General features: G+C 66.4%; 12 protein-coding genes. 5 read left to right on the top strand and 7 right to left on the bottom strand.

Annotated features, from left to right (window positions below):
• Positions 1-49: 49 nt before the first annotated feature.
• The 7 genes from AC5QAH_RS15410 to AC5QAH_RS15380 form a co-directional block, all read right to left on the bottom strand.
• Positions 50-1,939: an MFS transporter gene (locus tag AC5QAH_RS15410; protein ID WP_019336617.1), complete on the bottom strand. Its 1,890-nt coding sequence runs from the start codon at positions 1,937-1,939 to the stop codon at positions 50-52.
• Positions 1,940-2,036: 97 nt separating this feature from the next.
• Positions 2,037-2,831: an SDR family NAD(P)-dependent oxidoreductase gene (locus AC5QAH_RS15405; protein WP_241885671.1), complete on the bottom strand. Its 795-nt coding sequence runs from the start codon at positions 2,829-2,831 to the stop codon at positions 2,037-2,039.
• 141 nt (positions 2,832-2,972) lie between these two features.
• Complete coding sequence (gene yccS / locus AC5QAH_RS15400) at positions 2,973-5,150, bottom strand: YccS family putative transporter (protein ID WP_313412876.1); 2,178 nt, start codon at positions 5,148-5,150, stop codon at positions 2,973-2,975.
• A 95-nt stretch (positions 5,151-5,245) separates the two neighbouring features.
• A complete protein-coding gene (locus AC5QAH_RS15395) occupies positions 5,246-7,306 on the bottom strand; it encodes a TonB-dependent siderophore receptor (protein WP_049480659.1) in 2,061 nt (686 codons plus the stop codon).
• Positions 7,307-7,556: 250 nt separating this feature from the next.
• Complete coding sequence (locus AC5QAH_RS15390) at positions 7,557-10,679, bottom strand: efflux RND transporter permease subunit (RefSeq protein WP_049453005.1); 3,123 nt, start codon at positions 10,677-10,679, stop codon at positions 7,557-7,559.
• Between the two features lie 31 nt (positions 10,680-10,710).
• Positions 10,711-13,944, bottom strand: a complete 3,234-nt coding sequence (locus AC5QAH_RS15385) for an efflux RND transporter permease subunit (protein ID WP_100446879.1) — start codon at positions 13,942-13,944, stop codon at positions 10,711-10,713.
• Positions 13,945-14,018: 74 nt separating this feature from the next.
• On the bottom strand, positions 14,019-15,263 hold the full coding sequence (locus AC5QAH_RS15380; protein WP_233653652.1) for an efflux RND transporter periplasmic adaptor subunit: 1,245 nt from the start codon (positions 15,261-15,263) through the stop codon (positions 14,019-14,021).
• Positions 15,264-15,448: 185 nt separating this feature from the next.
• Between AC5QAH_RS15380 and AC5QAH_RS15375 the strand changes: the two genes are divergently transcribed.
• From AC5QAH_RS15375 to AC5QAH_RS15355, 5 genes are all read left to right on the top strand, one after another.
• Entirely contained in the window at positions 15,449-16,768 is a 1,320-nt protein-coding gene (locus AC5QAH_RS15375) for a M20 family metallopeptidase (protein WP_313412877.1), read from the top strand.
• Between the two features lie 524 nt (positions 16,769-17,292).
• Entirely contained in the window at positions 17,293-18,111 is an 819-nt protein-coding gene (gene queF / locus AC5QAH_RS15370) for an NADPH-dependent 7-cyano-7-deazaguanine reductase QueF (RefSeq protein ID WP_241888738.1), read from the top strand.
• Between the two features lie 212 nt (positions 18,112-18,323).
• Positions 18,324-18,617 (top strand): LysM peptidoglycan-binding domain-containing protein, encoded by a 294-nt coding sequence (locus tag AC5QAH_RS15365; protein ID WP_005419771.1) that lies wholly within the window; start codon positions 18,324-18,326, stop codon positions 18,615-18,617.
• A 43-nt stretch (positions 18,618-18,660) separates the two neighbouring features.
• Positions 18,661-19,173, top strand: coding sequence for a hypothetical protein (locus AC5QAH_RS15360; RefSeq protein ID WP_126560168.1), 513 nt, complete (start codon positions 18,661-18,663; stop codon positions 19,171-19,173).
• Positions 19,174-20,068: 895 nt separating this feature from the next.
• Entirely contained in the window at positions 20,069-22,291 is a 2,223-nt protein-coding gene (locus tag AC5QAH_RS15355; protein WP_071305941.1) for an NADP-dependent isocitrate dehydrogenase, read from the top strand.
• Positions 22,292-22,468: the final 177 nt, after the last annotated feature.

The following is a 22,468-nucleotide window of genomic DNA, read 5'->3' as shown; positions in this document are numbered from 1 at the left end:
GTGACGTATGTGGGGGAGGTCGCCGGGCCCGACTGGCGGGCCGGTACCGTCAGGCGTGATCGCCGCGCAAGGCCCGCACCTGGGCCTCCAACACCGGTGCGCTGGTGCTGTGGCCATCCACGGCCGGTGCGGCCACCACCTCGACGGTGGCACGGAAACGGCGTGGCACGCGCATCCGGCCAAGGCGGCTGTCGCGACGGCTCCACATGCTCGACCACATGCCGCGCAGCGCCATCGGCACCACCGGCACCGGCCGCCGTTCGAGGATCTTCTCGACGCCGGACTTGAACGGCGCCATCGCACCATCCTTGGTCAACGCACCTTCGGGGAAGATGCAGACAAGCTCGCCTTCGGCCAGCGCGGCGTCTATGTCATCGAACGCGCGCTGCATCAGCGCCGGGTCTTCGCGCGCGCCGGCAATCGGGATCGCCTTGGCGGTGCGGAAGATCCAGCGCATCACCGGGATGTTGAAGATCCTGTAGTACATGACGAAGCGCACCGGGCGCGGAATCGTCGCCGACAGGATCAGCGCATCCATGTAGCTGACATGGTTGCAGACCAGCAGCGCGGCGCCTTCGTCGGGCACGTTCGCTTCGATGCCGTGCGGGCGCAGCCGGTACAGGGTGCGCACCATCAGCCAGCTGAGGAAGCGCATCAGGAATTCGGGGACGATGGTGAAGATGTAGATCGCCACCAGCGCGTTGGCGATGGCCAGCGCCAGGAACTGCTGCGGAATGGTCCAGTGCAGCAGCTTGTGCGCGGCCAGCGACAGCAGGGCTGCGCCGACGATGAAGCCGGAATTCTGGATGTTCAGCGCGGCGAACACGCGCGACATCTGGGCCTTCGGTGTGCGGCTCTGGATCAGCGCGAACAGTGGCACCACGAAGATGCCGGTGAACAGGCCGATGCCGATCAGGTCGATGACGATGCGGATGCTGCCCGGCTGCTGCAGGAACGTGCCGATGGTCAGCCCGTGCACCGTTGCTTCGCCACTGCGGGCGAAGTACAGGTCGAGCAGGAACGCGGTCATACCGAACGCACCCAGCGGCACCAGGCCGATTTCCACCGTGCGTGCCGACAGCTTCTCGCACAGCAGCGAGCCGATGCCGGTGCCGACCGAGAACAGGGCCAGCGCGAAGATGTACAGGGTCGGCTCACCGCCGAGGTTGGTCACGGCATAGGCCGGCAGCTGCGAGGTCAGCACGGTGCCGACGAACCAGAACCAGGACACACCTAGGATCGAATTGCGCACCGCCTTCTGCTGGCGCGCCATGCGCAGCACCGCAAGCGACTCCGGCAGCGGGTTCCAGTTGATCTTCAGGTTCGGGTCGCCGGCATCGACCTTGGGAATCAGGCGCGCGGCGATGTTGCCGCAGATGGCCAGCGCGATGATCGCGCACGCTGCCACTACGGTGCCGTGGCTGCCGGCCACGGTGAACACCAGGCCGCCGACGATCATGCCGGACAGGATCGACATCGAGGTGCCCATTTCAACCAGACCGTTGCCACCGGTCAACTCTTCGGGCTTGAGTACCGAGGGCAGTACCGAGTACTTCACCGGTCCGAACAGGGTTGACTGCATGCCGGTACAGAACAGCGCGACCAGCAGTACCGGCAGGCTCTGGGTGAGGAAGCCCGTGGCCGCCAGCGACATGATCACGATCTCCATGGTGGTGGTGATCACGATCAGTCGCGATTTTTCCAGTTTGTCGGCGATCTGCCCGGCCAGTGCCGAGAACAGGAAGTACGGCAGGATGAAGATGGCAGGTGCCAGCGTGGCATACAGCCCCAGTTCTTCCTCCGGTACGGCCATGAACAGCAACATGCTGATGATCGCCTGCCGGTACACGTTGTCGTTGAACGCTCCGAGCGCCTGGACGACGAAGAACGGCAGGAAACGGCGCTGGCGCAGCAGGGCGAACTGGTTGTGACCGGACATGGAGCCTCCTTGACCGGCGCAGCCTAGCATTCCTGCCCATCCGCTGTGGGTGCGGACCTGTGGGTGCGGACCGTTGGTCCGCACACTTTGAAAGATCTCAGACGATATCGTCGACCACGCCGCCATCCACGCGCAGTGCCGCACCGGAGGTGGCGGAGGCCTGCGGCGAGGCCAGGTACACCACCATGTTGGCCACTTCCTCGACCGTGGCGGTGCGCTGGATCACCGAAGACGGCCGGTGTGCCATCACGAACTCGCGGCCGATCTGCTCCAGTGGCTTGCCACTGCGCTGGCGTTCATCTTCGAACATCGCCGCGAAGCCATCGGACAGGGTCGGGCCGGGCAGCACTGCGTTGACGGTGACGCCGCTGCCGGCCACACGCTTGGCCAGGCCGCGCGACAGCGACAGCTGCGCGGTCTTGCTGACCCCGTAATGGATCATGTCGGCGGGAATGTTGCGTGCCGATTCGGAGGAGATGAACAGCACGCGACCCCAGCCGGCATCGACCATCGCCGGCAGCAGTGCCCGCGACAGGCGCACGCCGGACATCACGTTGGTCTGCCAGTAACGCTCCCAGGTGGCGTCTTCGGTCTCGAAGAAGTCCTCGGGGCCGAAAATGCCGGCGTTGTTAACCAGGATGTCGACCTTGGGCAGTCCCGCCAGCAGCGTGTCGACGCCGGCGGCATCGGAGAGGTCGGCGGCGAGGCCGATCACCTCGGCACCCGGAACGGCGGCGAGCAGGCGCTGGCGGGCGCGTTCGACGCTGTCGGTGCTGCGGCCATTGAGAATGACCCGCGCACCCGCTGTGGCAAGACCCTGGGCGATCGCCAGGCCGATGCCGGCGGTGGAGGCGGTGACCAGCGCCGTGCGGCCGGCGAGTTCGATCTTCATGGGGGAGTCCAGGACCAGGGGATCACGCAGTATCCGCGCGGAAACGTGATCGGGATGCATCGCCGGGCGCAACACACGGTTGCACACGGTGCAGTAGATCCACGCCACGCGTGGATGGGATGTCCGACCAGCGATGAGGGATCAGGTCAGGCTGGTTACCGCCTCATTCGCCGCCGCCCGCACCTTCGGCAGCATCCGCAGCACCAGCGCCATCTGCGTGCGGATCAGCTGCAGCTTCGGCGGCATCGCCTCACCGATCTGCTCCAGCTCGGCGGCCACCGCGCGGTCGGCGTCATTGTCGTCCTCGCTGACCGGCTGCCGTGCGGCCAGGGCCGAGGACAGCTGCTGCAGCGCCTTTCGCACGCGCTCACCGGCGGCCAGCGCCAGCGGATCACCGGCGTAACTGTCCACCTGGTCGCGGTGCGCACCCAGCGCCGAGAGATGGCCGAGCAGCATGTTGGACAACGCCAGGAAATGGAAACCGGCATCGAGGTTGCGGCGCACGTGGCCCGGTTCGCGCAGCATGTTCGACAGCGCGGTGGACAGCGCGGCATCGGCGTTGTGCATGTCGCGGCGGGCGATGCGGTAGGCCAGGTCATCGCGCATGCCGCTGCGGTACTGGCCCAGTACCGAATCCAGGTAGCGTGCGGCGGTGTCCAGCACGCGCGCCAGCACGAGGTGCAGCTGGCGGCCCTGCCAGTCGGGCAGGATCAGGAACGCTGCGGCGGCGGCAATCGCGCAGCCCAGCAGCGTATCGACCATGCGCGGCACGATCAGCACGAAGCCATCGCCGATCAGGTTGAAGCAGGTCAGGGCCATCACCGTGATCGCCGCCGATGCCACCAGGTAGCGGTCGGTGCGGGTGAAGAAGAACAACAGCGCCGACAGCAGCGCGATCAGCAGCTGCACGTGCAGCTGCGGGAACAGCTGCAGCAGCGCCCAGGTCAGCACCAGGCCGGCCACGGTGCCGACGATGCGTTGCGCCAGGCGCTGGCGGGTGGCACCGAAGTTGGGGCGGCATACGAACACGATGGTCAGCAGCACCCATGAGCCGTTCTGGGCATTGAACAGGCGGATCGCTGCGAAACCGGCGATCAGTGCCAATGCCATGCGCAGGCCGTGGCGGAACAGGACCGAACCGGGCGTGAGCTGCTGGCGCACGCGCACGCCCATCTCGCGAAGGGTGTGCGGGTTGCTGTCGCGCAGGCGGGTATCGACGTTGTCCAGGCTGGCCTCGGAACGCTCCGCATCCAGCAGGCGGCGCTCGATGCTGCGCAGGTTGTGCACGAGCAGGTCGAGCGAGCCGAGCAGTCGCTGCCACTGCGGCCGCTGCTGGTCGCGCAGGTAGGCCAGCGCATCGGCCAGATCGCGTCCGGCCTGCTGGTTGCTTTCGCCATACACGAATGGACGGCGCAGGCGGATCGCCTCGCCCAGCCGCGCGCAGGCCTGCCCCTGCAGGTCGAGCAGGCGCTGGCAGCGGTACAGCACATCGCTATGGAAGAAAGCATCGACCAGCGCACCGTACGGGTAGTGCGAGGAACTGGCGCGCTCGTGGAAATCCTGTGCCATGTAATAGAGGCGCAGGTACAGGCCGGAGTTCACGCCTGGCCGCCCGGAACGGCCGAAGCGGGCGAGGATCGCGGTCTTGGCCTCGTTCAACGCACCGACCACGCGCCGGTTCTGCTCGGCCAGGTCGAGCTGGCGACGTTGCAGGTCGGCCTCGCGCACCGGCTCGAACAGTGTTGCCTTCAACTGCAGGTAGCGGCCCAGTTCAACGTACAGGCGCGCCACGCGTTCGCGGACCGGACGGTTGGCGAACAGCGCGGTCCACAGGATCGACAGCAGGCCGTACCAGACCGCACCGGCCAGCAGGTGGCTGACCGCTTCCAACGCGCTGTGCAGGTCGCTGGCACCGTGTTGTTCCAGGCCGATCATGGTGTAGATCGCCAGCGTTACCGTGGCCTGGGCGATCGACGCGTAGCGTTCGCCGAGCGCACCCAGCAGGGTCAGCCCAAACGTGGACAGCGCCAGCGCCCCGATGAAGATCCATGGCCAGGGGAACAGCCAGATCACCGACGCGGCGGCAAGGCAGAAGCACAGCAGCGACAGCAGTACCGCCTTGGTACGTCCCCACCAGTTGTCATCGGTCTCGGCGATGGCGCTGGCGATGATGCCGAGGAACACGCCGGGCAGGGCGGTGAGCGCATCCAGTTGCCAGCACACGGCAAGCGCTGCGGTCAGGGCGATGAACACGCGCAGGCCGTAGCTGGCCTTTTCGTGGGCCCACAGGCGGCTGAGGCGGGATTCGCGGGCGGACATGCAGGCTCGGTGGAAGGGTCTCCCACCATTATTGCGGGCTGCGCGTGAAATATGGAGTGCGGACCAACGGTCCGCACCCCCGGCGGTGCCGGGCCTTACATGTCGAACCGCACGCTCACAGCGAACGTACGCGGCAGGCCGACGCCGGCGTTGGACCAGTATTTCCGGTTGGCCAGGTTCTCGACGCTGGCGCGCACGGTCACCGGGTGGCCGGAGGCGAGCAGGCGATAGCCGATGCCTGCATTGACCAGCGTGTAGTCGGGCAGCTTCAGGGTGTTGTCGGCGTCGTACCAGACATCGCCGTAATAGCGCACGGCGGCGTAGGTCTCCAGCCCATCCACCCATGGCAGCTGGTAGGTGGCATGCAGTACTCCGCTCCAGCGCGCAGCACCTGCGGTGCGCTTGCCTTCCTGCGAGGCGCTGCCCGGAGACAACTTGTCGTAGGTCGGGTCCAGCCAGGTCACGCCGCCCCCCACCGTCAGCGCGTCTGTCACGTGCAGGTCGCCATTGGCTTCGATGCCTTCGTACAGCGTGATGCCGTCCTGCACCAGGCGAGGCAGGCTGCCGGCGATCAGCTGGTCGATGTTGGCGCCACGTTCCAGCCGGAACGCCGCCAGATTCGCATTCCAGCGTGCCGCCTCGACCTTCGCGCCGATCTCGTACTGCTTGCTGATGGTCGGGTCGAGCACGTCGCCGGCGTTGGCGTAGCTGTTGCCCACGCGGCTGCCCGCTTCCAGCGATTCGATGTAGCTGGCGTAGAGTGTGACCGCCTCGCTGGGCTTGAACATCACGGCGTAGGTCGGTGTGACCGGGTAGGTGTGGTAGCGGCCCTTGGTCTCGTAGTCGTTGTAGCGCCAGCCCGCCAGGACCGACCAGCCGCTGCCGAGATCGACGGTATCGCTCGCGAACACCGCCTGCTGCACGGTCTCGTCGCCGCGGGTCATCACCCGTAAACCCACGGCGTCATGGCGGATCGCGTGGCGCTGGTACAGGTTGGCGCGGCCGATCAGGCTCCATTCGTAGGGGCGGTCCCAGCCCAGCCCGGTCTGGTGGCTGATGCCCGCCACCACCTGATGCTGCAGGGGGCCGGTGCGGAAGCTGCCCTGCAGCATCGCCTGGGCCAGCTTCCACTCGCTCTTGCCACCCAGTTCGTAGACGTTGACGTCGTAGTCGCCGTTGGGATTGTCGATGTAGGCGAAGATCTTGTTGACGTCATTCCACGAGGTGGTGACGCCGTAACTCAGGCTGGCTTTCCAGTTGCTGTTGATCTGCCAGTTCAAGCCGGTCGACAGCAGGCTGGATCGGGTGTCGTAGTAGGTGCCGGGTACGCTGTTGTCGGTATCCCCGGCAATCGGTCGCGGCAGCGATGTCAGGCCACGGAAGTAGTACTGCGGCGACTCTTCGCGCAGATCGCGTGACTGGAACACGCCGTCGAAGGTCCAGGTCAGTACATCGCTCAGGCGCGCATCCAGCGACAGTGCGCCAACCTTGCGATCGACGTGCCCACCATTGAAGGTCTCGCCCTTTTCCTGGAAGGCGTTGAAACGGTAGCCGAACATCTGCTCGTTGCCGAAACGTCCGCCAACGTCGATGCCGCCGCTGACGATGCCCTGTTCACGCCAGCCCAGCTGGGCGGAGAAGGTGGGCGTGTCCGTCGGCTTCCTGGTGATGTAGTTGACGATGCCGCCGGGTGCACCGAACCCGTACAGGAAACCGCCCGGGCCTTTCAGCAGATCGACCTGTTCCATCACTTCCAGCGGCCATTCGGTACCCCAGGAAGAGACCTGCAGGCCATTGACGCGATAGCTGTCGAAATTCAGTTCGATACCGCGATTGCGGATGGGCGAGCTCCAGCCGCTGGCGTAGGCGCTGACCTGGGTGGTGACCGAGGGGTCGAGCAGGAAGGCTTCGCCCAGCGAGACCACCTGGCGCTGCTCGATCTGCTCGCGGCCAACAGCGGTGATCGCAAACGGAGTGTCGCGCAGGGCGCGGTCGCCCAGTGCGCCGGCGTCGGTATGGGTGCGTTCGGCGGTGACCTTCACCGCATCCAGATCGATGGCGTTACGGCTGACGGCCGGCGCTTCGGCATGGGCAGCGCAGGCGGCGGACAGGGCGGAGGCCAGCAGGGCCAGGCGGGGGAGACGGGAAGGCAGCATCGATGGTGGTCCTCGACGGACGGCCACAGGCCATCCGCCCACGGGTGGGGGAAGGGGCAGTGGCTGGGATCACGCAGGCTGGCCGGAGATGGCAGCGGGGCGCCGCGAAGGGGCGCAGGACCATGGCTGGATGAGAATTGTTCTCTTTTCGTTACGGCACGTCAAATCCAAAGCGGCGTGCGGACCAACGGTCCGCACCCACCAGAGGCAGGTGTTGCACTAGATCCACGCCGTGCGTGGATGGGCCCTTCTACGCCCGCTGCGCGCGCTTGAGCAGCTTCGCTTCGCGCCTGCGCGCGCGACGTGCCCGCCAGCGCTCGGCCAGACAGGAGAAGATCACGTACAGCGCCGGGGTGCTGAGCAGGGTCAGGCTCTGCGAGAACAGCAGGCCGCCGATCATCGCGATACCCAGCGGACGACGCAGCTCGGACCCTTCGCCCAGGCCGATCGCCAGCGGAACCGCCGCCAGGATCGCCACCATCGTGGTCATCATGATCGGACGGAAGCGTACGATGCTGGCCTCGCGTGCCGCCTCGCGCGGTGCCAGCCCATGCTCGCGCTGCGCCACCAGCGCGAAGTCGATCATCATGATCGCGTTCTTCTTGACGATGCCGATCAACAGCACCAGCGCGATCATCGAGATCACCGACAGTTCGGTGTTGGTGCCGAACAACGCCAGCAGCGCACCCACGCCCGCCGCCGGCAGCGTGGACAGGATGGTGACCGGATGGATCAGGCTCTCGTAGAGCATGCCCAGCACCAGGTACACGGTCAGGATCGCGGCAAACACCAGGATCAGCATGTCGCTGGGATCGGAGTTGAACCCGAACCCCGCATCATCGGCCAGGCGGATGTCGCCGGGCATGCGCATGCCGGCCACGGTGGCGTCGATGATCGCCTTGGCTTCGCCCATGCTCACGTTCGGCGCCAGGTTGTAGCTGAGGTCCATCGTCGTGTACTGGTTCTCATGGGTGATCTGCGAAGGCGCCAGCCCCGGCACCTGCTTGGCCACCGCAGTGAGCGGCACCATGTCGCCGTTGCGCGCACGCACGTGCACCTCGTCGAGCGCCGCCGGCGTAGCGGTCTGCGAAGGCAGGGCGTTGACCACCACGCTGTACTGGTTGATGTCTGAATAGATGGTCGAGATCTGGCGCTGGCCGAACGCGCCGTACAGGGCGCCGTCGATGGCGCCGACCGAAACACCCAGGCGGGCTGCCTTGGCACGGTCGATCTCGATGTTCTGGCGCAGGCCGGCATTGTCCACGTCGGTGCCGACGTCGCGCAGCTTCGGGTTCTTCTTCAGCTCCGCCTGCAGTTTGGGCAGCCATTCCTGCAGTGACGCCAGGTCATTGCCCTGCAGCGAGATGCGGTACTGCGCGCCCTGGCTGGAGCCACCGCCATCGTTGCTGGGCAGATCCTGGATCGCGCGCAGGCGCAGTTGCAGGTCGGGGTAGCGGTCGGCCTTCGCACTCAGACGCGCCAGGACATGCGCGGTGGTTTCGCGGCGGCCTTCCTTTCGCGACTTCAGCTCGACGTTGAACTGTGCGCTGGAGCCCTGGCGGCCGCTGCCCAGGCGCACGCCCACGGTCTTCACCGCCGGGTCGGCCATCAGCATGTCGGTGATGCGGCGCTGGCGGCTGACCATGTCCTCGAAGGAGACCGTAGCGCTGGAGTTGGCGCGGCCCCAGATCAGGCCGGTGTCCTGCGGCGGGAACGCGCCCTTCTTCACTGCACCGAACAGGAAGATGGTTGCACCGATCAGCAGCAGCGGTGTCAGCGACAGCAGCAGCGCATGGCGCAGCGAGAAGTCCAGGAACACGGTGTAGATGCGCAGCATGCGCTCGTGGCCGGCGTCCAGCCAGCGGCCGAAGCGTGACGGCGGCGCCGTGTGGTCGTGGGCGCTGAGGAAGCGGCTGCACAGCGCCGGGGTCAGCGTCAGCGAGACGATCATCGAGACCACGATCGCTGCCACCAGGGTGACGGTGAACTCGCGGAAGAACGCGCCCATCATGCCGCTGGCGAACAGCAGCGGAATGAACACCGCCACCAGCGAGGCAGTGATCGAGACGATGGTGAAGCCGATCTCGCGCGCGCCGGTCAGTGCCGCCTGCATCCGCGGCATGCCTTCGTCGAGGTGACGCATGATGTTCTCGATCACCACGATCGCATCGTCGACCACGAAGCCGATCGCGATCACCAGCGCCAGCAGGCTCAGGTTGTTCAGGGTGAAGCCCATCACGTACATCACCAGCGCGGCACCGGCCAGCGACAGCGGCACGGTTACGGCGGCGATCAGCGTCGGCGCCAGCCGGCGCAGGAACAGCGCCATGGTCAGCACCACCATTGCCAGGCTGATCAGCAGGGTGATCTGCACTTCATGCAGCGACGAGCGGATGGTCGGTGTACGGTCGAAGTACGGCGTCATCGTGGTGCCGGGCTGCAGGTAGTCGCGCAGCGCGGGAATCTGCGCCTTCACCCGGTCCACGGTTTCCACGATGTTGGCGCCGGCGCGGGTGAACACGTACATCACCACGGCGGGTTTGTGGTCGAACCACGCGGCCTGGTAGGCATCCTGCTGGCCGTCGTAGACGTTGGCGATGTCCTTCAGGCGGATCACCCGGCCATCGCCCTGGGTCTTCACCACCAGGTCGGCGAAGTCGGCCGCACGCGCGACCGAATCGTTGGCGATGATCGCGGTGGTGGTATTTCCATCGCTGAGGAAGCCGGTGGGCGAGGTCACGTTGGCCGCGCGTACGGCGTTGCGCAGATCATCGGCAGTCAGGCCCAGCGCGTTCATCAGGCGCAGGTTGACGTCCACGCGTACCGCCGGCGTCGAAGCACCGGCAATGTCGACCGAGGCAACGCCGCTGATCTGGCGGATGCGCTGCGCCAGCAGCGAGTCGGCGACGTTGTACAGCTCATCGGCCGACTGCGTCTGCGAGGTCAGTGCGATGGCGATGACCGGGTCGTCGTTCGGGTTCGCCTTCTGGTACATCGGCGATCCCATGCCCGAGGGCAGGTCGGCCTGTGCCGAGTTGATCGCGGTCTGTACGTCCAGCGCGGCCGAATCGATGTCGTGGCCGCTCTGGAAGATCATGAACACCAACGAGCTACCTTCCGAGCTCGACGAGCGCATGCGGTCGATGCCCGGCAGCTGGCCGAGATGGCGTTCCAGCGGCGCGGTGACCGTGGAAGCCATGGTTGCCGCATCGGCACCAGATTGGCTGGCGTGCACGAAGATCACCGGAATCTCGATGTTCGGCAGTGCCGACACGCCCAGGCGCAGGTAGCAGATCAGGCCGACCATGAACAGGCCGATGGCCAGCAGCGCGGTGCCGATCGGGCGGCGGATGAAGGGGCCGGACAGGTTCATCGTGCGGCCCCCCGCGGCAGCGGGGCGTGGATCATGCCTGCGGCTCCTGCAGCGATCCGTCGCGCAGTGCGCGCTGCTCGCGGCGGCGGGCAAGCCATTCGGAGAAGCGCTCCATGTACAGGTAGATCACCGGCGTGGTGTACAGGGTCACCAGCTGCGACAGCAGCAGGCCGCCGACGATGGCGATGCCCAGCGGGCGGCGCAGCTCCGAGCCGATGCCGGTGCCCAGCGCCAGCGGCAGCGCGCCGAGCATTGCCGCGGCGGTGGTCATCATGATCGGACGGAAGCGCAGCAGGCAGGCCCGGCGGATCGCTTCATGCGCATTGGCACCGGCGCGGCGCGCCTCGATCGCGAAGTCCACCATCATGATGCCGTTCTTCTTGACGATGCCGATCAGCAGCACGATGCCGACGATGCCATCCACCGACAGGCTCAACCCGCACAGCATCAGCGCCAGCAGCGCGCCGACACCGGCCGGCGGCAGCGTGGAGATGATCGTGATCGGGTGGATGTAGCTCTCGTAGAGCACGCCCAGCACGATGTAGATCACCACCAGCGAGGCCAGCAGCAGCCACACCACATCGGTCTGGCTGCCGGTGAATTCGGCGGCCTTGCCGATGAATTCGGCATGCAGGTGTGCCGGCATGTCCAGGCTGTCCTTGGTCTCCTGGATCGCACGCACGGCGTCGGACAGCGAATAGCCTGGCGCCACGTTGAACGAGACCGTCACCGCTGGCAGCTGCTGCTGGTGGCTGACCACCAGCGGCGCACTGCTGACCTTGCCTTCGGCCAGTGCCGAGAGCGGAATGATGCTGCCGGCGCCGACGGTGATGCCGGTGTTCTGCGCGCCGATGCCGGTAGCCGTCGATGAATTCGACGAGGTGACCTGGCCGAAGCTGGTGGCATTGGTACCGGTCAGCGCACCGGCACCATTGGAGGCAACGGCCAGCTGTTCCATCAGCGCGGTGCTGGTGCGGAACTCCGGCGCCACTTCCAGTACAACCCGATACTGGTTGAGTTCGGTGAAGATGGTCGAGATCTGGCGCTGGCCGAACGCATCGTAGAGCGTGTCGTCGATGGTCTGCATCGGCACGCCCAGCACGCTGGCCTTGTCGCGGTCGATGTTCAGCTCGAGGGCGCGGCCCTGGTTGGACAGGTTGTTGTCGACGTCAGCCAGTTCCGGGCGCTTGCGCAGCGCTTCGGTCAGGCGCGTGGCCTGGGTGGCCACCGTCGCCGGATCGACGTCCGACAACGAGTACTGGTACTCGGTGGCGGCCACGCGGGTGTCCAGGGTTACGTCCTGTACCGGCTTCAGGTACAGCGCCACGCCCGGAATACCGGCCACCGCCTTCTGCAGGCGCGGCAGGATCTCATCCAGGCCATCGCGCTCGCCGCGTTCCTTCAGCACGATCGACAGCTGGCCCTGGTTGAGCGTGGGATTCATGCTGCCCGCGCCAATGAAGGCCGACACGCCGGTCACATCCGGATCCTGGCGCAGCGCTTCGGCGACCTGCCTGGTGCGCTGCTCCATCTGCGGGAAGGCGATGTTCTGGTCGGCCTGCACCACGCCGGTGATCAGGCCGGTGTCCTGTTCGGGCAGCAGGCCCTTGGGAATCAGCACGTACAGCAGCACGGTCAGCACCAGTGCGCCGCCGGCCACGGCCAGGGTCAGGCGCTGGTGGCCCAGCACCCAGTCCAGGCTGCGCTCGTACAGGCCGACGGTGCGCGTCCACAGGTTCTGCGTGCCGGCCGCCGCCGCACGCTCATGCGCGTCCTCGCCCTCGGGCAGGGCGTCGGGCTTGAGCAGGTAGGCGCACATCATCGGGGTCAGCGTCAGCGAGATCAGCATCGACAGCACGACGGCGATGCTCAGCACCCACGCGAACTCATGGAACAGGCGGCCGGTGACGCCGGGCATCAGCAGCAGCGGCAGGAACACTGCCACCAGCGACACGGTCAGCGACAGCACAGTGAAGCCGATCTGGCGCGCACCGATCTCGGCCGCTTCCTTGCCACTCTTGCCTTGCTCGATGTAACGCACGATGTTCTCGATCATCACGATCGCATCGTCGACCACGAAGCCGGTGGCCACCACCAGCGCCATCAGCGAGAGGTTGTCCAGCGACATGCCGGTGAAGGCCATCACCGCGAAAGTGCCCGCCAATGACAGTGGCACTGCCACCGAGGGAATGATCGTGGCCCACAGCCGGCGCAGGAACACGAAGATCACTGCGACCACCAGGCCGATGGTCAGGATCAGGGTGAACTGCACTTCATGCACCGAGGCGCGGATGGTCTCGGTACGGTCGTTGAAGATCTCCAGGTGCACGTCGGCTGGCAGCACGCCCTGCAACTGCGGCAGGATCGCGCGGATGCGCTCGACGGTCTGCACGATGTTGGCGCCGGGCTGGCGCCGCACTTCCAGCAGCACCGCCGGCTTGCCATCGGCCCAGGCGGCCAGCTGGTCGTTCTCCACGCCATCGACCACTTCGGCCACGTCGGACAAACGCACCGGACGGCCGTTCTTGTAGCTGATGATGGTGTCGCGGTACTCGGCGGCACTGGTGAGCTGGTCGTTGGTACCGATGCTGTAGGACTGGGTCTTGCCGTTCAACGAGCCCTTGGGCGCATTGACGTTGGCCTGGGTCAGCGCGCTGCGCAGCTCTTCCAGGGTCAGGCCCATGTTCGACAGCTGCGCCGGATTGACCTGGATGCGCACGGCTGGACGCACGTTGCCGGCGATCGAGACCAGGCCGACGCCCTGCACCTGCGACAGGCGCTGGGCCAGGATCGAGTCGGCGTAGTTGTTGACGTCGCGCAGCGGGCGCGTGTCAGAGGTCAGTTTCAGGGTGACGATGGCTGCGTCGGCTGGATTCACCCGGTTGTAGACCGGCTGGTAGGGCAGCGACGAGGGCAGGGTGGCCTGGCGGATCGCCGCCTGCACGTCCTGCGCGGCGATGTCGATGTCGCGGTCCATCGAGAACTGCAGGATGATCGTCGACAGGCCCGCCGACGAATCCGAGGTCATCAACTCCAGCCCGGAAATCTGCCCGAACTGGCGCTCCAGCGGGGTGGTGACCAGCGAAGCCATGGTGGTGGCATTGGCACCGGGGTACTGGGTGGTGACCACCAGGCTGGGCGCATCGATTTCCGGCAGCGCCGACACCGGCAGCTTGCGGTAGCCGAGGATGCCCAGCAGCAACAGGCCCGCCATCAACAGCGAGGTGGCGATCGGGCGGCGGATGAAGATCGTCGAAAAGCCCACGGACTGATCCTTGCTGGCACTTCAATGTCGGCGCCGACGAGCATGCCGGCGCGAGGGAGAACAGTCGCCTGCGCTCAGCGCGGGCCACCACCGCGACGGCCACCGCCGCCACCGTTCTTCTGCTCGGCCGCCTTCAGCTCGGCCTCGGTCGGTGCGGCCGGGGTCTGGCCCGGCTTCAGTGCGGTGACCTTGCTGCCCGGCTTCAGGCGGAACTGGCCTTCACTGACCACCCGCTCGCCGCCCTTCAGGCCTTCGGCAATCTGCACCTGGCTGTCGCCCACTTCCACGCCGCTGCGCACGGTCTGCATCTTCACCGTGTTGTCGCCCTGCACGACATAGACGTATTCGCCATCCGGGCCACGCAGCACCGCCTGGGTCGGGATGACCACGCCACCGGCGATCGTGCGCAGCTGCATGCGCACGTTGACGAACTGGCCCGGCCACAGGCCATTGTCGGTGTTGTCGAAGACCGCACGTGCCTTGAACGTGCCGCTGTCCGCACTGATCAGGTTGTCGACCACGTCCAGCTTGCCGTCGCCGGACAGAACATGCGAGTCGGCGCGGTCCAGCGCGGCCACCGGCACCGTGCCGGCGGCCTGTGCCTGGCGCACATCACCCAGCTGGCGCTCGGGCAGGTTGAACAGCACGTGGATCGGATGGATCTGGGTCAGCGTGACCAGCGCGGTGCCGGCGTTGACCACGTTGCCCGCGTCGACCGCGCGGATGCCGGCGATGCCGGAGATCGGTGCGGTGACCTTGGTGTACTGCAGCTGCACCTGCGCCGAGCGCATGCTGGCCTCGTTGGCGGCCACGGCGCTTTCGTACTGTGCCACTTGGTTTCGCTGTGTATCCAGATCGGTCTTGGCGACGTACTGGCGGTATTCCGGCGCGTTGGAGCGCTGGTAGTTGGAGCGCGCGGTGGCCAGCAGGGCTTCGTTCTGGCGCTTGGCTGCCGCGGCCTGGTCATAGCTGGCCTGGGCAGTGCGCGGATCGATCACCGCCAGCACATCACCCTGCTTCACTTCCTGGCCTTCGCGGAAATTCAGGCTCATCAGCTGGCCGCCGACCTGCGGGCTGACCGTAACGGTATTCATTGCGGTCACCGTGCCCAGCGCGCTGGCGTACACCGGTACGTCCTGGCGGGTGGCATCGACCACGGTCACCGGCACCGGGCCCGCATCCGGATCTTCGCCGCCCTGGCGCGCGCCCGCAGCCGGTTTTCCAGCCTCGTCCTTGCCGCCGCCGATGACCCGCAGGCCGACCACGGCCAGCACCAGCACTGCCACGACCAGCAGCACGATCTTCCAAACACGTGACATTACGAGGACTCCAAAAGGGCTGGACCGGGCGCGACCCGGGGGCAATGCGCAAAGCATACCTGTGCCACATCACGTTTCCTGCATGACGGATGGGACGGGCGCTAAGACCGGATGCCGCGCCGGAGGTTCCCGTGGCGGCAGTGTTGCCCTACATTCAGCTGGAACCCCCTGCCGTGGAGATTGTGATGCGCCGTTCGCTGCTGCTGTCCGCCCTGCTGCTGGCCCTGCCGGCCCTTGCCCACGCCCAGGACGGGCAGCGCCCGGAAGTGACCGCCGCCGCGCAGCGGCTGCAGTCCAAGGTGATCGAGTGGCGTCGTGATTTCCACCAGCACCCGGAGCTGTCCAACCGCGAAGTGCGTACCTCGGCCGAAGTCGCCAAGCGCCTGCGGGCGATGGGCCTGAAGCCGAAGACCGGCATCGCCCACCACGGCGTGGTGGCGATCATCGAAGGCGGCAAGCCGGGCCCGAAGATCGCATTGCGCGCGGACATGGACGCGCTGCCGGTGACCGAGCAGACCGGCCTGCCGTTCGCTTCCAAGGCCACTGACCAGTACCGCGGGCAGACCGTGGGCGTGATGCATGCCTGTGGCCACGACGCGCACACCGCGACGCTGCTCGGCGTGGCCGAAGCACTGGTGTCGATGAAGAAGGACCTGCCGGGCCAGGTGATGCTGATCTTCCAGCCGGCCGAGGAGGGCGCGCCGCCGCCGGAAGAGGGCGGTGCCGCACTCATGCTGAAGGAAGGGCTGTTCGCCGATTTCAAGCCGGAGGCGGTATTCGGCCTGCACGTGTTCTCCAGTGTGCAGGCCGGACAGATCGCGGTGCGCGGTGGCCCGCTGATGGCAGCGTCGGACCGCTTCGGGATCAAGGTGACCGGTCGCCAGACGCATGGCTCGGCACCGTGGAACGGCATTGACCCGATCGTCGCCACCGCCGATCTGGTCGGTACCGCGCAGACCATCGTCAGCCGCCGCGCCAACCTGTCCAAGCAGCCTGCCGTGCTGACCTTCGGCGCGATCAACGGCGGCATCCGCTACAACATCATTCCCGATGAAGTGGAGATGGTTGGCACCATCCGCACCTTCGACGAAGGCATGCGCCAGCAGATCTTTGCCGACCTGCGCAACGTGGCCGAGCACACCGCCGCCGCGCATGGCGCCAAGGCGGTGACCGAGATCTACGAGGCCGATGGCAACCCGGCCACGGTGAACGACCCGGCACTGACCGCGAAGATGCTGCCGAGCCTGCAGGCGGTGGTGGGCAAGGACAACGTGTACGAGCCGCCGCTGCAGATGGGTGCGGAGGATTTCTCGCTGTACGCGAAGGAAGTGCCGGGCATGTTCTTCTTCGTGGGTTCCACCAGCGTGGGCATCGACCCGGCGACGGCACCGGCCAATCATTCGCCGAAGTTCCTGCTGGATGAGAAGGCGCTGGATGTGGGATTGCGCGCGTTGCTGCAGGTGAGCCTGGATTACCTGCACGGTACCGGCACTCCGGCGGGGTGAGGGTTTCCGGCAGGGCTTGCAGCCCTGCACCCGCTCAAATCAACGTCAACGTCAAAAGCGTGCATTCCGTGGGATGGCGGGGTGGGTCCGGTTGAGGGGGACGCCGTAAACCCGTCCCTGGGGGCTTGGCCGCGGCATCCATGCCGCGGACACCCCCTCAACCGGACCCACCCCGCCTTCGACAGTTTCCTGCTGCTGTCAGAACGACATCCTGCTTTGGTAGGTGTCGACCTTGGTCGACACGGCGGACGTCATGAACGTCTGAAGGATCGGCTTTTGATGTTGATTTTTCTGATCCTTCCCGTGGTGGCGCAGGAAACTGTCCGTGGCCGGGAGGGTGGGTTGGCTGGGGGCGTGAGCCGCATGGATGCGGCGACCGAGCTTACATGGACGTACTTGCAGCGGCCCCCAGCCAACCCACCCTCCCGGCCGACCCCGAGATCCTGCCCTGAACCGCCACGGAGGGGCTCCGCCGTTGGCCGGCCCGGCCGAAGGCCCGCCCTCCGCGCGATACAATGACGCCCATGAACACCCCACAGGATTCCAGCCTCGGTCGCGAGGTCAGTTACCCGTCGCAGTACGATCCCGGCCTGCTGTTCCCCATCCCCCGCAGCGGCGCCCGCGCCGAGATCGGCCTCGATGACGCCGCGCTGCCGTTCGTCGGCCACGACCGCTGGCACGCCTTCGAGCTGAGCTGGCTCGATCCGCGCGGCAAGCCGCAGGTGGCCGTCGCCACCGTGCAGGTGCCGTGCACCTCGCCGCAGTTGATCGAATCGAAGTCGTTCAAGCTGTACCTCAATTCCCTCAACAGCACCCGCATCGACAGCGCAGAGGCACTGCGCGAGCGCCTGGTGGCCGACCTGTCGGCCTGCGCCGGTGCGCCGGTCCAGGTCGAGTTCGGCCTGCCGGGCCTGCGTGAGACGCCGCTCGGTGAATCCATCGACGGGCTGGACGTGGAGATCGACTGCTACGGTCCGCCGCAGGCGGACTTCCTCGCCGCCGATGCGGGCGAGGTGGTGGAAGAGACCCTGGTCTCGTCGCTGCTGAAGTCCAACTGCCCGGTCACCGGCCAGCCGGACTGGGCCACGGTCAGCCTGCGTTACCGCGGGCCGAAGATCGACCGTGCCGGCCTGCTGCGCTATCTGGTCAGCTACCGCGAGCACGCCGAGTTCCACGAGCAGTGCGTTGAGCGGATCTTCAGCGAGGTGACTTCGCGCTGCCAGCCGCAGTGGCTGGAAGTGGAGGCCCGCTATACCCGCCGTGGTGGCCTGGATATCAATCCCTGGCGCGCCAGTCCCGGCATCGCCGCCCCGGCTGCGACCTACCGCGAACTGCGGCAGTAACCCAGCAGGCGGTTACCGGTCGTGCCGGCCGCTGGCCGGCAACCACGTGGAACCGGTGTCCAGGGCAAGCCGGCCAGCGGCCGGCACGACCGGACACCTTCTCTCCCGATTGTTCAGCCGCCCCCGGGGGCGGCTTCACATCTGCACCATCCCCATTTAACAACCTCCATGGCACCGTGCGAACCACGTAGTCATGCAGACGGGAGTTGTGGATGAGTACCGAGAAGAAAGCCGATTTCTCCGGCGTCAGTGGCAGCGTCGACAGTACCGCCGAGCAGGTGCCGAAGGCGGACTTCTCCGGCGTCAGCGCCTCGGTGGACAGCACCGCAGACGTTGTCAGCGGCGGCACCTATACCGTGCAGAAGGGTGACTCGCTGTCGAAGATCGCCAAGCAGCATCTGGGCGACGCCAATGCCTGGAAGAAGATCTTCGAAGCCAACCGCGATGTGCTTGATGACCCGGACAAGATCTTCCCGGGCCAGACCCTGAAATTGCCGCCGAAGTAAGCCGGCCAGAACGCCGTCCGACAATCCCTGGGAGGAACCCCGAATGATCAAGACCGCCCCGCTCCAGACCGCCCTGATCGCCGCCCTGCTGGGCAGCGTCGCCTTGGTCGGTTGCAAGAAGAAAGAAGAGTCGACCGACAACAATGCCGCTCCGGCAGCGACTGCTCCGGCCGAACCGGCAGCACCGGCCCCGATGACCGGCGCGCCGCCGCCGATGGCAGAAGCCGCTGCTGTCAGCGTCTCGGCGGTCACGGTCGGCAAGACCGCAGCCGCCGACAAGTCGGTTGCGACGACGGCTCTGTTCGCGCCGAAGGACGACATCATCGTCTCGGTCAAGACCGACGGTGCCGCCAACAACGTCACCGTTGGCGCGAAGCTGACCTACCAGGACGGCCAGGTGGCCGGCGAACAGAATGCCACGCTGAACACCAGCGGTGCGGAAACCACCAACGTCACCTTCAAGAATGCAAAGGGCTGGCCGGCCGGCAAGTACCGCGCCGAAGTCACCGTCGATGGCAAGGCGGCCGGAACGCCGCAGGAGTTCGAGGTCAAGTAAGTCCAGCCGACTCTCTCCCGGCAGGGCTCACGATGGACGCAGCCGCGAGGCTGCGTCCTTTTTTATTGGCGATGCCCGCTTGGGGAGGGGGCTGCCGGTATACGCTGAACGGAACACGGCCAGGTAGGGGATAGGATGCTCAGCTGGATTGCGCTCACGCTCGCAATGGGACCCGCGAATCTCTGGAGCTACAGTTGCGACCACTTCCTATACGGCGCCTGTGTGCGGGTGCCGACAGACATGTCCGTGACCTACGAGGCACCTGTTGACTTTGGTCTGCACCGCATCAGGCGTAATGGTAGGGAAGTCGCCTTGATCTACGAGGGCGATGCCCCCGAAAAGCCTGTGCCAGGAAGCACGCCGGATCTGCGCTTCACGGATGGCGGATATGTCGTGTCGGGGTATGCAAGGGCGGAAGGACCTTCCACCCGGTACGACGTCTACGTTCGACCCGGATCATCTGGCGCCGGTTCGCTGCACATCCGAGGTTCTGCAGCGACGGCTGATGAACTCGCCAGCCTGGCCGCCGTCGTTGGGGGATTCCGTGTCTGCAACTTCCAGCAAAGCAGGCGCGCACAGACGTTGACCTGTCCGAGGCGTGCCGAGTGGGGGCAGCGATTGTCGGAGTGGGTCATGCGTGCCTCCACGAGCGGGAAGTCGAATTAGCCATCAAGCCTCAGCTTCCAGACCGGAAGCGAGCCAACGACGAAACACAGCGGTCCAGTACCGCCGCGTATGGCGTGGCTTTGCCCCGCGCGGCTGAAAACGCGACAATGCAGGGGTTTCCCCGCCGCGCGCCCACCCTGACGGCGACGGGGGAAAGCGACACGGTTGCACGTGGCCCGGCGCTGGCGCCGGCCTTCCCCTGAGCATTGCTACAGAGTCCAAGTCCCCCATGTCCAAGATCCTCTACACGCTGACCGACGAAGCCCCGTTCCTGGCCACCCAGTCGCTGCTGCCGATCGTCGGCGCCTACACCGCCACCGCAGGCATCGTGGTGGAAACCCGTGACATCTCGCTGTCCGGCCGCATCCTGTCGCTGTTCCCGGAACTGCTCAGTGACGCGCAGAAGGTCAGCGACGACCTGGCCGAGCTGGGCCAGCTGGCGACCACCCCGGACGCCAACATCATCAAGCTGCCGAACATCTCCGCCTCGGTGCCGCAGCTGAAGGCGGCCATCAAGGAATTGCAGGACCAGGGCTATCCGCTGCCGGATTACCCGGAAACCCCGGCCGACGACCAGCAGCGCGACTACAAGGCGCGCTACGACAAGGTCAAGGGCAGTGCGGTGAACCCGGTGCTGCGCGAAGGCAACTCCGACCGCCGCGCACCGCTGTCGGTGAAGAACTACGCGCGCAAGCACCCGCACCGCATGGGCGCCTGGGCGTCGGATTCGAAGTCGCACGTCGCGCACATGGCCGCCGGTGATTTCTACGGCAGCGAGAAGTCGGCCACCCTGGCCAACGCCGGTGCGCTGAAGATCACCTTCCACGGCAAGGACGGCAGCACCGTCGTGCTGAAGGAAAAGACCGCGGTCAAGGCGGGCGAGATCGTCGATGCCGCGGTGATGAGCCGCAAGGCGCTGGCCGCATTCATCGCTGAGCAGATCGCCGATGCAAAGGCCCAGGGCGTGCTGTTCTCGCTGCACCTGAAGGCGACCATGATGAAGGTTTCCGACCCGATCATGTTCGGCGTGGCCGTCAACGAGTTCTACAAGGACGTGCTGGCCAAGCACGCCGACGTGCTGAAGCAGGCCGGTTTCGATGCCAACAACGGCATCGGTGACCTGGCTGCGCGCCTGCCGTCGCTGCCGGAAGCCACCCGCGCCGCCATCGAAGCCGACCTGGCTGCCGAGTACGCACAGCGTCCGGGCGTGGCGATGGTCAATTCGGACAAGGGCATCACCAACCTGCACGTGCCGAGCGACGTGATCGTCGACGCCTCGATGCCGGCGATGATCCGCGACTCCGGCAAGATGTGGAACGCCGAAGGCAAGCTGCAGGACACCAAGGCGGTCATTCCGGACCGCTGCTACGCCGGCGTGTACCAGGCCGTCATCGACGACTGCAAGGCGCACGGGGCCTTCGACCCGGCCACCATGGGCTCGGTGCCGAACGTCGGCCTGATGGCGCAGAAAGCCGAAGAATACGGCTCGCACGACAAGACCTTCCAGATCGCCGCCGATGGCGTGGTCAAGGTCACCGACGACGCTGGCACCGTGGTGTTCGAACACGCTGTGGAAGCCGGTGACATCTGGCGCATGTGCCAGACCAAGGACGCGCCGATCCAGGACTGGGTCAAGCTGGCCGTCGAGCGCGCCCGCCTGAGCAGCACCCCGGCCGTGTTCTGGCTGGATGCCGCCCGCGCCCACGACGCGCAGGTCATCGCCAAGGTCGAGCAGTACCTGAAGAACCACGACACCAACGGCCTGGACATCCGCATTCTGCCACCGGTGGAAGCGACCTCGTTCTCGCTGGCCCGCATCCGCAAGGGCGAGGACACCATCTCGGTGACGGGCAACGTGCTGCGCGACTACCTCACCGACCTGTTCCCGATCATGGAGCTGGGCACCAGCGCCAAGATGCTGTCGATCGTGCCGCTGATGGCCGGTGGTGGCCTGTTCGAGACCGGTGCCGGTGGTTCGGCGCCGAAGCACGTGCAGCAGTTCGTCGAAGAGGACTACCTGCGCTGGGATTCGCTGGGTGAGTTCCTGGCCCTGGCCGCCTCGCTGGAACACCTGGGCAACCGCTACGACAACGCTGCCGCCCGTGTGCTGGCCAAGGCCCTGGACGAAGCCAACGGCCAGTTCCTGGACAACGACAAGTCGCCGTCGCGCAAGCTGGGTGGCATCGACAACCGTGGCAGCCACTTCTACATCGCGCTGTACTGGGCCCAGGCCCTGGCCGCGCAGGACGAAGATGCTGCACTGAAGGCGCGCTTCGCTCCGCTGGCCAAGGCACTGACCGACAACGAGCAGAAGATCGTTGAAGAGCTGATCGCGGTGCAGGGCAAGGCCGTGGACATCGGCGGCTACTACCGCCCGGACGTGGCCAAGGCCAGCAAGGCGATGCGCCCGAGCGCGACCTTCAACGCCGCGCTGGAGCAGCTGCGCGGCTGATCCGTCGCCGTTCGGTCGTGACCCCGGAACCCGCGCTTCGGCGCGGGTTTCTTTTTGGGCGGCCCCATTCGACCCGCGTCCAGAACCGTGACATCCGTTGGCTGTCGGAATGCCGTCAAAGCGGCATGAAACTTGCCCGCGATGGCTGTCGCAGAACCGATCGGACACCGTCTGCAA

The sequence above is a fragment of the Stenotrophomonas sp. YJH_SMC_43 genome, from assembly GCF_059372535.1.
This window is presented reverse-complemented; position numbering and strand designations above follow the sequence as displayed.

Excerpts from the sequence above, each read along its gene's own strand:
- AC5QAH_RS15380 (WP_233653652.1), bottom strand. The coding sequence starts at position 15,263 with ATGTCACGTGTTTGGAAGATCGTGCTGCTGGTCGTGGCAGTGCTGGTG.
- AC5QAH_RS15410 (WP_019336617.1), bottom strand. The coding sequence starts at position 1,939 with ATGTCCGGTCACAACCAGTTCGCCCTGCTGCGCCAGCGCCGTTTCCTG.
- AC5QAH_RS15375 (WP_313412877.1), top strand. The coding sequence starts at position 15,449 with ATGCGCCGTTCGCTGCTGCTGTCCGCCCTGCTGCTGGCCCTGCCGGCC.
- yccS (WP_313412876.1), bottom strand. The coding sequence starts at position 5,150 with ATGTCCGCCCGCGAATCCCGCCTCAGCCGCCTGTGGGCCCACGAAAAG.
- AC5QAH_RS15365 (WP_005419771.1), top strand. The coding sequence starts at position 18,324 with ATGAGTACCGAGAAGAAAGCCGATTTCTCCGGCGTCAGTGGCAGCGTC.
- AC5QAH_RS15395 (WP_049480659.1), bottom strand. The coding sequence starts at position 7,306 with ATGCTGCCTTCCCGTCTCCCCCGCCTGGCCCTGCTGGCCTCCGCCCTG.
- AC5QAH_RS15355 (WP_071305941.1), top strand. The coding sequence starts at position 20,069 with ATGTCCAAGATCCTCTACACGCTGACCGACGAAGCCCCGTTCCTGGCC.
- queF (WP_241888738.1), top strand. The coding sequence starts at position 17,293 with ATGAACACCCCACAGGATTCCAGCCTCGGTCGCGAGGTCAGTTACCCG.
- AC5QAH_RS15390 (WP_049453005.1), bottom strand. The coding sequence starts at position 10,679 with ATGAACCTGTCCGGCCCCTTCATCCGCCGCCCGATCGGCACCGCGCTG.
- AC5QAH_RS15360 (WP_126560168.1), top strand. The coding sequence starts at position 18,661 with ATGATCAAGACCGCCCCGCTCCAGACCGCCCTGATCGCCGCCCTGCTG.
- AC5QAH_RS15405 (WP_241885671.1), bottom strand. The coding sequence starts at position 2,831 with ATGAAGATCGAACTCGCCGGCCGCACGGCGCTGGTCACCGCCTCCACC.